The sequence below is a fragment of the Ideonella sp. P3_A4 genome (genome assembly GCF_056403075.1).
Window position 1 is genome coordinate 1 of the sequence record NZ_JBFUGE010000413.1, and the last position, 5,304, is coordinate 5,304.

Genomic DNA, 5,304 nt, shown 5'->3' on the forward strand with positions numbered 1-5,304 from the left:
GGCCGAGCCGCTGGAGCGGGCACTGGCGGCGGTGCGTGCGGCGCGCGGCGCCGACGAGCGAAGGGCCGCTCCCGAGCTCCTCGCCCCCCTCGGGGGGCGGGTCGTCGCCAGCGACGACTCTGGGGGCGCTGTTCATGCGCCACTGATCCACTTCAGCCCGACCGGCCGGCGCATCGACCAGGCTTTGCTGCGCGAAATGGCCACCGGCCCCGGCGCGGTGCTGTTGTGTGGCCGTTACGAAGGCATCGACCAGCGTTTCCTTGACCGCCATGTCGACCTGGAACTTAGCCTGGGAGACTTCGTACTGTCCGGTGGCGAGCTGCCGGCGCTGGCCCTGCTGGACGGCATCGCCCGCCTGCAGGAGGGGGTGCTGTCGGACGCCCGCTCGCACCAGCAGGACAGTTTCGAAGACGGCCTGCTCGACTGCCCGCACTACAGCCGGCCGGAGCTGCTGGACAGTGCCGAGGGTCCGCTGCCGGTGCCGCCAGTGCTGCTGTCCGGCCACCATGCCGACATCGCCCGCTGGCGCCGCGAGCGCTCGCTGGAGCTGACCGCCAGCCGTCGGCCCGATCTGATCGCAGCGGCGCGCGCCGCTGGGCGCCTGAGCAAGGCCGACGAGCGCTTTCTGGCGCTACTGCCGCCGGCCGTTTCAACTGCGATATAATCAAAGGCTTTTCGATCCTCTGCCGGGCAGAGTCGACCCCGAGTTGCCGTGTGAACAGTCGTTCATAAGGTGTTTCAAGGGTGTCGCCCACTCATTCCAAGCGCGCCGGTACGATCATTTTGGAGAACCCTGTGGACCTGATCCAGACCCTTGAGCAAGAAGAAATTGCTCGCCTGAACAAGACGATTCCGCCGTTTGCCCCTGGCGACACCGTGATCGTCAGCGTGAACGTCGTCGAAGGCACCCGCAAGCGCGTGCAGGCCTACGAAGGCGTCGTGATTGCCAAGCGCAACCGCGGCCTGAATTCCAGCTTCATCGTTCGCAAGATCTCGAGCGGCGAAGGCGTGGAACGTACCTTCCAGCTGTACAGCCCGCTGATCGCTTCGATCGAAGTCAAGCGCCGCGGCGATGTCCGTCGCGCCAAGCTGTACTACCTGCGTGAGCGTTCCGGCAAGTCGGCACGTATCAAGGAGAAGCTGGCCTGACCTTCGGTCAGCTTGCCGCGTAGCGGCAAGTCGCGCGAAAGCGCGAAGCCAGCTTTCGACGAAGTCAAAAGTTGGCCCACTTTCAAAGCCGCCCTTGAGGCGGCTTTTTGCTTCCTGGCGTAAGCTCGCCCGCCATGCCTTCTGACGAGCCGCCCATTTCCGCCCGCCCGAGCCGGCCGGTGCTTCGCGACCCGCACATGATCCCGGTCGTCGGCCACGACAGCCACCTGCCGCCTGTCGTCGCCGAGCGATTGCAGCCCGATGCCTTGCGCGAGCGATTGGCGCGTCTCGGTGATTGGCAGTCGCCGATTGGTGGCGACGGTGCCCGCCCAGACTTCAGCGACCGCCAAGCCACGGCCGCCTCGGTGCTGGTGCCGCTGGTGCAGCGTCCGGGCGAGTTGCACGTGTTGCTGACCCGCCGCACCGACCACCTGCACGACCACGCCGGCCAGATCAGCTTTCCCGGCGGCCGCGCCGAGCCCAGCGATGCCGACGCGGTAGCCACCGCACTGCGCGAGGCCGAAGAAGAGGTCGGCCTGAAGCACGAGATGGTCGAGGTCATTGGCCAGTTGCCTGTCTACACGACCGTGACCCGCTTCGTCGTCACGCCGGTGGTCGGGTTGGTCCGCCCCGACTACATCCTCGCCCTCGACAGCTTCGAGGTTGCCGAAGCGTTCGAAGTGCCGCTGCATTTCCTGATGAACCCGGCCAACCACCAGCACCACGAGTTCGAGTTCGGTGGTGCGCGCCGCCGATTTCTGTCGATGCCCTGGCGTCCGGGCCACGGTGATCCACGCGAATACTTCGTCTGGGGCGCCACAGCGGCGATGTTGCGTAACCTCTACCACCTGCTTTCGGACTGACCCTCTGGGTATCATCCTCGGCGATGAGTTTCTTCGCCGTTCTCTTTGCGCTGTTGATCGAGCAGGTCAAGCCGCTGCCGCGTGACAACTGGGTGCACGACACGCTGGCCGACTGGGTCGGTTGGACGGGCCGCAACTTCGACGCTGGCAAGCCGCAGCATGCGCGCGTGGTCTGGTTCGTCACCGTTGTCGTGCCGGCACTGTTGGCGTGGGCGATCCACTTCGGCATTGCCCATTTCAGCGTCATCGCGGCGCTGCTGTTCGACGTCGCGATCGTCTACCTGACGCTCGGGTTTCGCCAGTTCAGCCACTACTTCACCGACATCCGCGAGGCGCTGGAGCGCGGCGATGAAGACCAGGCGCGCCGGCTGCTGGCCGAATGGCGCCATCTGGACGCCAGTGAGCTGCCGCGCACCGAACTGCTGCGCCACGTGCTCGAACACGCGCTGCTGGCTGCGCATCGACACGTTTTCGGTGTTTTCTTTTGCTACGTGGTGTTGGCTGCACTGGGCCTGGGCCCGGCCGGCGCAGTAGCCTACCGGATGGCCGAATTTGCCAGCCGCTACTGGGCCTTCAGGAGCCGCTCGCTGGGTGTCGCGGTGAACGAGAACCTGAAGGACCTGTCGCAGCGCGCCTTCAGCGTGATCGACCATGTGCCGGCGCGTTTGACCGCGTTCGGCTTCGCGGTGGTCGGCAACTTCGAAGAGGCCGTTGCCGGCTGGCGGCGCGACGCCGAACTCTGGAAGCACGCCAACGAAGGGATCATCCTCGCGGCCGCCGCGGGCGCGGTCGGCGTTCAACTGGGCGGCGGTGCAGCGCCGGGCATCACGCCCGATCGCTCGAAGACCTTCGCCCAAGGCGGCGACGCCGAGGCCGCTGAAGCCGCTGGCTCGACGCCCGGTATCCCGCCTCAGCTGGGTCACCTGGGCAGCGTTGTCGGGCTGGTCTGGCGCTCGATGGTGCTGTGGATGCTGCTGCTGGCGCTGATGAAGCTGGCAAACCTGCTTGGCTAGCCAAGAAGAACGCAAGAGCTAACCCTTGCGCTGCCCTTGTTCCAGCTCGTCCCACAGCCCTTCGTACAAGCGCACACGCGTCGGCGCGATCTCGCCGCGCTCGGCGGCCGCGCGTACGCCACAGCCGGGCTCGTGGCGGTGGGTGCAGTTGTAGAAGCGGCAGTGACCCAGGTGGGCACGGATGTCCGGCATCAGCTCGGCCAGCCGCTGCGGCGTGACATGCATCAGGCCGAATTCCTGGAAGCCGGGTGAGTCGAGCAGGGCACCGGTTCGGGTGTCGTCCAGCCAATACCAGGTGGTCGTGGTGGTCGTGTGCCGGCCGGCATTCAGCGCCTGCGAGATTTCGCCCACCTGCGCATCGGCGCGCGGCACGATCAGGTTGATCAGCGTGCTCTTGCCCATGCCGCTGGGGCCCAGCACCAGCGTGGCTTTGCCGGCGAACAGCGGCGCCAACGCGGCGCGCGCCGCGTCGGGTGCGGTCTTCAATGCCGCCTCGATGACCGGGATGCCCATCGCGCGGTAGGGCTGCAGGCGCTCGCGGGCCAGCGCGGCGACGGGCAGGTCGATCTTGTTCAGCAGCAGCGCGCTGGCAATGCCGGCATCTTCAGCAGCGATCAGCGCTCGTGTCAGCTGCGATTCGCTGAACATCGGCTCGCCGGACAGCACCACCAGCAGCAGGTCAATGTTGGCGGCGAAGGACTTGGTGCGCCACTCGTCTTGCCGCGCCAGCAGATTGCGGCGTGGCTCCAGCGCCTCGATCACCGCCTCATCGCCCGAGACCTGCCAGCGCACCCGGTCGCCGACGACGCATTGGCTTTTCTTGCCGCGGGGATGGCCGATCAGGCGTCGGCCTTCTGGCGTTTCGATCATCACGTGGCGGCCATGGGCACCGACGACCAGCCCGATGTCGAGTTCCGCGAATTTGCTCATCGTGCGCCTAGTGTCCTGTCCCGCAAATAACTGCCATTGAGATTCAACCAGATGGTGATGATCGTGCGTTCGGACGGCTGGGCAGATACCGAGCGTATCTGCCCTGATGGCCGGGCGCGCGAGCGCGCCATCTGGTCGAACCCGAAGGGCGGGCCGAAATGGGGCGCTCGCAGCGCCGCCAAGCCGGGCAGATACCRCCCGGTATCTGCCCGGCTCGTCGWCTCGCGATCATCCCCATTGCGGCCCGTCGCAATGRCAGCTATTTGCGGGACAGGACACTGGAATGGCGCGGCCGAGCGGCGCTCAAGTCTGCAACGCGGCCAAGCGTTCGCTGGCCGGTGGGTGCGAGTAGTAGAAGCGGGCGTACACCGGGTCCGGTGTCAGCGTGCTGCCGTTGTCTTCATGCAGTTTCAGCAGCGCCGAAGCGAGATCGGCGCCGTCGGTCTGGGCACGGGCGTAAGCGTCTGCCTCGAACTCGGCGCGGYGCGACCAGCGTGCCGACAGCGGCGAGGCGAAGAACAGGAACGGTGGCGCTGCCAGCATGAACAGCAGCAGTGCCAACGCATCGTTCGCGGCTCGCAGGTTGGGCTCGACGCCCAGGCCGACAAAGAACGCCGGCTGGCGCGCCAGCCAGCCCAGCAAGGCCATCGCCAGCAGGCCCACGCCGAACGAGCGCAGCGTCATTACCAGCACATGCTTGTGGTGGAAGTGCCCCAACTCGTGAGCCAGCACTGCTTCCACCTCGCGCCCGCCCAGCCGGGCCAGCAAGGTATCGAACAGCACCACGCGCTTGGCTTTGCCAATGCCGCCGAAGTAGGCGTTGACGTGGCTGGAACGGGTGCTGCCGTCCATCACGAACAAGCCCTTGGCCGTGAAGCCACAGCGCTCCATCAAGGCTTGCACGCGCTCAGCCATCGCCGAGTCGGCCAAGGGTTCGAAGCGGTTGAACCAGGGCGCGATCCAGATCGGGTAGACCACCTGCATCAGCAGGATGAAGCCGACCCACAGCGCCCAGGCCCACAGCCACCAGAACTCGCCCGTGGCGTGCATCACCCACAGCACCGCGGCCATCATCGGCAGGCCGATCGCGATCGATAACGCCGTGCCCTTGGCCAGGTCGGTGAAAAACAGCTTCGGCGTCATGTGGTTGAAGCCGAAGCGCTGCTCGATGCGGAACACCCGCACCCATTCCAGCGGCAGGTCGATCAGGCTACCGATCAAGGCAAAGGCGGCGAACAGCCCCAGCTGGTAGGCCAGGTCACCGAAGCGCGGCTGCAGTGCGTCGCGCACCAGCGTGTTCAGCGCATCCAGCCCGCCGAGCAGCGTCCAGGCGAGCAGCAACACGGCTC

The 5,304-nt window shown here is 66.5% G+C and carries 6 protein-coding genes; 4 read left to right on the forward strand and 2 right to left on the reverse strand.

From position 1 onward, the window contains the following. The 4 genes from trmD to AC1DYI_RS25485 all read left to right on the forward strand — a co-directional run. Nucleotides 1-664 (forward strand): tRNA (guanine(37)-N(1))-methyltransferase (trmD, locus tag AC1DYI_RS25470; RefSeq protein WP_477206928.1); only part of this gene is annotated, 664 nt, incomplete at its 5' end. A gap of 131 nt (nucleotides 665-795) precedes the next feature. Continuing rightward, nucleotides 796-1,149 (forward strand): 50S ribosomal protein L19, encoded by a 354-nt coding sequence (gene rplS / locus AC1DYI_RS25475; protein ID WP_329717030.1) that lies wholly within the window; start codon nucleotides 796-798, stop codon nucleotides 1,147-1,149. Between the two features lie 134 nt (nucleotides 1,150-1,283). Then, entirely contained in the window at nucleotides 1,284-2,012 is a 729-nt protein-coding gene (locus AC1DYI_RS25480) for a CoA pyrophosphatase (RefSeq protein ID WP_477206929.1), read from the forward strand. Between the two features lie 23 nt (nucleotides 2,013-2,035). After that, nucleotides 2,036-3,025 carry a CobD/CbiB family protein gene (locus AC1DYI_RS25485; RefSeq protein ID WP_477206930.1) on the forward strand — a complete coding sequence of 330 codons (990 nt, stop codon included), beginning with the start codon at nucleotides 2,036-2,038 and terminating at the stop codon, nucleotides 3,023-3,025. 18 nt (nucleotides 3,026-3,043) lie between these two features. Here AC1DYI_RS25485 and rsgA read toward each other — a convergent pair whose 3' ends face one another. After that, nucleotides 3,044-3,955 (reverse strand): ribosome small subunit-dependent GTPase A, encoded by a 912-nt coding sequence (gene rsgA, locus AC1DYI_RS25490; protein WP_477206931.1) that lies wholly within the window; start codon nucleotides 3,953-3,955, stop codon nucleotides 3,044-3,046. Nucleotides 3,956-4,258: 303 nt separating this feature from the next. Continuing rightward, nucleotides 4,259-5,304, reverse strand: a 1,046-nt coding sequence (locus AC1DYI_RS25495; RefSeq protein ID WP_477206932.1) for a M48 family metallopeptidase, incomplete at its 5' end; no start/stop codon positions are given.

What these genes read in the sequence shown, in the direction of transcription:
- AC1DYI_RS25480 (WP_477206929.1), top strand. Translation starts at nt 1,284, where the DNA reads ATGCCTTCTGACGAGCCGCCCATTTCCGCCCGCCCGAGCCGGCCGGTG.
- AC1DYI_RS25485 (WP_477206930.1), top strand. Translation starts at nt 2,036, where the DNA reads ATGAGTTTCTTCGCCGTTCTCTTTGCGCTGTTGATCGAGCAGGTCAAG.
- rsgA (WP_477206931.1), bottom strand. Translation starts at nt 3,955, where the DNA reads ATGAGCAAATTCGCGGAACTCGACATCGGGCTGGTCGTCGGTGCCCAT.